2 protein-coding genes are annotated in these 3,590 nt (G+C 74.2%); both read left to right on the plus strand.

The annotated features are described in order from the left end of the window. The coding region (locus PROKR_RS20440) for an NAD(P)/FAD-dependent oxidoreductase (RefSeq protein ID WP_036966562.1) at window positions 1-991 on the plus strand (991 nt) is incomplete at its 5' end. 71 nt (window positions 992-1,062) lie between these two features. Further along, window positions 1,063-3,354: an MSCRAMM family protein gene (locus PROKR_RS20445; RefSeq protein ID WP_245605904.1), complete on the plus strand. Its 2,292-nt coding sequence runs from the start codon at window positions 1,063-1,065 to the stop codon at window positions 3,352-3,354. Window positions 3,355-3,590 lie beyond the last annotated feature (236 nt).

Consider the following 3,590-nt stretch of genomic DNA (forward strand, 5'->3'; position numbering starts at 1 on the left):
CGTCGCGATCGTCGGCGCCGGGCCGGCGGGCCTGGCCACGGCGGTGTACGCGGCGTCCGAGGGGCTGGCCACGGTGGTGCTCGAACGCGACGCGATCGGCGGCCAGGCCGGGTCGAGCTCGATGATCCGCAACTACCTCGGGTTCCCCCGCGGGATCTCGGGCATGCGGCTCGCGCAGCGCTCCCGCATCCAGGCGAGCCGGTTCGGCGCGCGGTTCTTCACCGGGCGCTCCACGGTCCGGATCGAGCCGGGCCCGCCGAACGAACCCGAGCACCAGCACGTGCACGTCCGCGGCGCACAGCTCTGCGCCCGGACCGTGGTGCTCGCCACGGGCGTGACCTACCGGCGGCTCGGCGTGCCGGGCGTCGAGGACCTCGTGGGCGCCGGTGTCTACTACGGCGCCGCCACCTCGATGGCGCGTGAGATGCAGGACCGTGACGTCTACGTGGTCGGGGGCGGAAACTCCGCGGGTCAGGCCGCCGTGCACCTCGCCAAGTTCGCGGGCGCGGTGACCATTCTGGTGCGCCGCGCGAGCCTCGCCGAGACCATGTCGGACTACCTGGTCCGCGAGATCGAGGCGACACCGACCATCCAGGTGCGCACGCGCACCGTCGTGGCCGACGGCGGCGGCGAGGGCTGGCTGCAGTGGCTGCGGCTGGCGGACCTGGACACGGGCGAGTCGGCCAAGACCTCCGCCGACGGCCTGTTCTGCCTGCTGGGCGCCGAGCCCGACTGCTCCTGGCTGCCCGAGGGCGTGGCGCTCGACGAGCGCGGCTTCGTGCTGACCGGCCGGGACGTCCCCCGCGACGCCTGGGTCGACGGCCAGCCGCCGGCGAGCCTCGAGACCACGGTGCCGGGCGTCTTCGCGGTCGGCGACGTACGCGCGGGCTCCATGAAGCGTGTCGCCTCGGCGAGCGGCGAGGGTGCCTCGGTGCTGCCGCTCGTGCACGCCCACCTGGCCCGGCTGCGTGCCCGCGAGTTCGGCGCCTGACCTCTCCGGAACACGATGCGCGCGCATCGTTCGTCGCGCGGTGAGACGGGTTGTCTCATAACGTGTCGATCGTGAAGCGCACTGCAGGGGGCTTGGGCGCACTCGCGGCGGCGGTACTGGTCGCGGTCGGCGCAGTCGTTCCGGTGATGTCGGCGTCGGCGGCCACGACCGCCGGCTGGGCGCAATGGGACACGTTGTCCGGTTCGGCCGGGGACTGGTCCACGAGCGTGCGGCTCCCGGCGAACGGCTTCCCGGAGGCGGCGGTGACCTCCGACTCGCGCGGCGGCGTCGGCGTGATCTCCGGAGCGTCCTCCTGGCTCGCCGCGGGCACTCCGCCCGGCGAGGTCTACGGGTCGAGCCGCGACCAGCAGTACCTGAACCTGCGGCCGCAGGCCGACCGGCCCACTTCGCCGTCGACCACCACCTACACCTTCGAGCGCCCGACGCCGCCCGGCGGCTGGGCGTTCGTGCTCGGCGACATCGACGCGGACCGCGCTGTGGTGACCGCGCTCGGCGTGGACGGCAGGGAGCTCGCGGGTGCGGAGCTCGGCTTCCAGGGTGGCTTCAACTACTGCTCGGGTGCGGGGTCGCCGTCGTGCACGGGGGACCCTGCGGACGTGCCGACCTGGGACCCGGCCACCGGCGAGCTGCTCGGCAACACGGATGCGAACGACACCTCGGGCGCCGCCGGCTGGTTCCAGCCCACCACGCCGATCAAGTCGCTCACCGTCCAGTTCTTCCAGCGCAGCGGGTTCCCCGTCTACCAGACGTGGTTCGCCTCGCTGGCGCGCGACATCTCCGGCACCGTGAGCCTGGTCGACGAGACGGGCGCCCCGCAGGGCGTCCTGCCGGGCGCGACCCTCACGCTGTTCGGCCCGGACGGCACCGAGCTCGCCACGACCACCTCGGACGAGAGCGGCCAGTACGCCTTTCCCGGCTACACGGCCGCGGACGGGTACGGCGTGGAGCTGACCACCCTGCCCGAGGCCGACGACGACCACCCGTACGGGCTCGTCCCGTACGGCGAGCGCGCGGTCGAGGACGTGGACCTCGGCGACGCCGACGCCACCGGCGTCGACTTCGCGGCGCGTGACGTCGTGCCCGTGGCCGTCAGCGGCACGGTCCTGACGGACGACGGCGAGCCGGTGCGCGGCGCGACCGTCACTCTCACGCCGGTCGGCGGCGGCGTGCCGCTCACCGCGGTGACCAGCTCGACGGGCGAGTACCTGATCGACCACGTGGCCTGGGACGCCGAGAACGACCGCCCGCAGGAGTACACGTTCTCGCTGAGCGACCTGCCCGAGGGCTTCGCCGCCGGCTCGGCGCCGGACCCCGTCACGGTGCGGGTCGGGCAGGAGGAGGCCAGCACGGGCAACGACTTCGTCGTCCGGGCGCCCGCGTCTCTCTCCGGCACGGTGACCGTGGGCGGCGAGCCCGTCGCGGGCGTCGTCGTCACGCGCGAGGGGCCGGGCGGGAGCGTCAGCACCACGACCGGCGCCGACGGCACCTACCGCTTCGACGAGGTGCCCGCCGGCGACCACACGGTCCGCGTCACCGTGCCCGACGGCTACCGGGCCGACGGCCCCGCCGCGAGGGACGTCACGGTCGGGGCGGACGACGTGACCGACGTCGACTTCGGTCTGTCGCACCCCGGTGCGATCGGCGGCACCGTGGCCGACGACACGGGGGAGCCCGTGGCCGGCACGACTGTCACGGTGACCGGCCCGGACGGCCCTGTCACCCTCGTCACCGACGACGTCGGCGGGTACTTCGTGGGCGACCTGCCGCCGGGCGACTACACGATCGTGATCACGCTGCCCGAGGGGTACACGGCCGAGGTCGTCGAACGGTCCGTCACCATCACCAGCGCCGGCGAGGACCTGCTGCAGGAGGATTTCGCCCTGGTCAACGGGCCCGTCGAGCTCGAGGGGCAGCCGGCCGGCGGCACGGTCACGCATGCCGGGGGCGCACCCGTGCCCGGTACCCGGGTGACGGTCACGGACGCCGCCGGCACGCCGGTCGCCGCCACGAAGGCGGACGACGACGGCACCTGGCGTATCCGGCTGCCCGCCGGCACCTACGCCGCCGTCGTGCACCCCGGCGAGGGATACGTCGTGGACGGCGAGGGCCGCATCACCTTCGAGGTGGCCGACGTCGAGGTGACCGGGCTCGACTTCGTGCTCACCAACGCCACGCGGCCCCCAAACCCTGGCACCGACCCGTCGGCCGGTCCCGACCCGGACCCGGCGGAGCCGGGCGACCTGGCCGCCACGGGTGCGACCGTCGGCTCGGTGACGCTGGCCGCCGGCGTGCTCGTGGCCGCGGGCGTCGCGATGGTTCGGGGCTCACGCCGCCGGAGCTGAGCCTTGCGGGGACCCGAGAACTCCCTCTAGTGTGCACATGTCATACATGTTCCCTCGCTGAGTCGGTGCTGCCGTCCGGGCGACGAGGAGCACGACACACGACGAGGGAGTCTCTCGATGACGAGAAGGATCCATCCGGTGACGAGGCTGCGCGCCGTGGCCGTCACCCTGGCACTGACGGTGGGCGCGGCGCTCGGGGCGGGCGCTCCCGCGTCGGCGCTGCCGGCGGCGCCCGG

Origin of the sequence: Promicromonospora kroppenstedtii DSM 19349 (assembly GCF_000515355.1) — a bacterium.
Taxonomy (GTDB): Bacteria; Actinomycetota; Actinomycetes; order Actinomycetales; family Cellulomonadaceae; genus Promicromonospora; species Promicromonospora kroppenstedtii.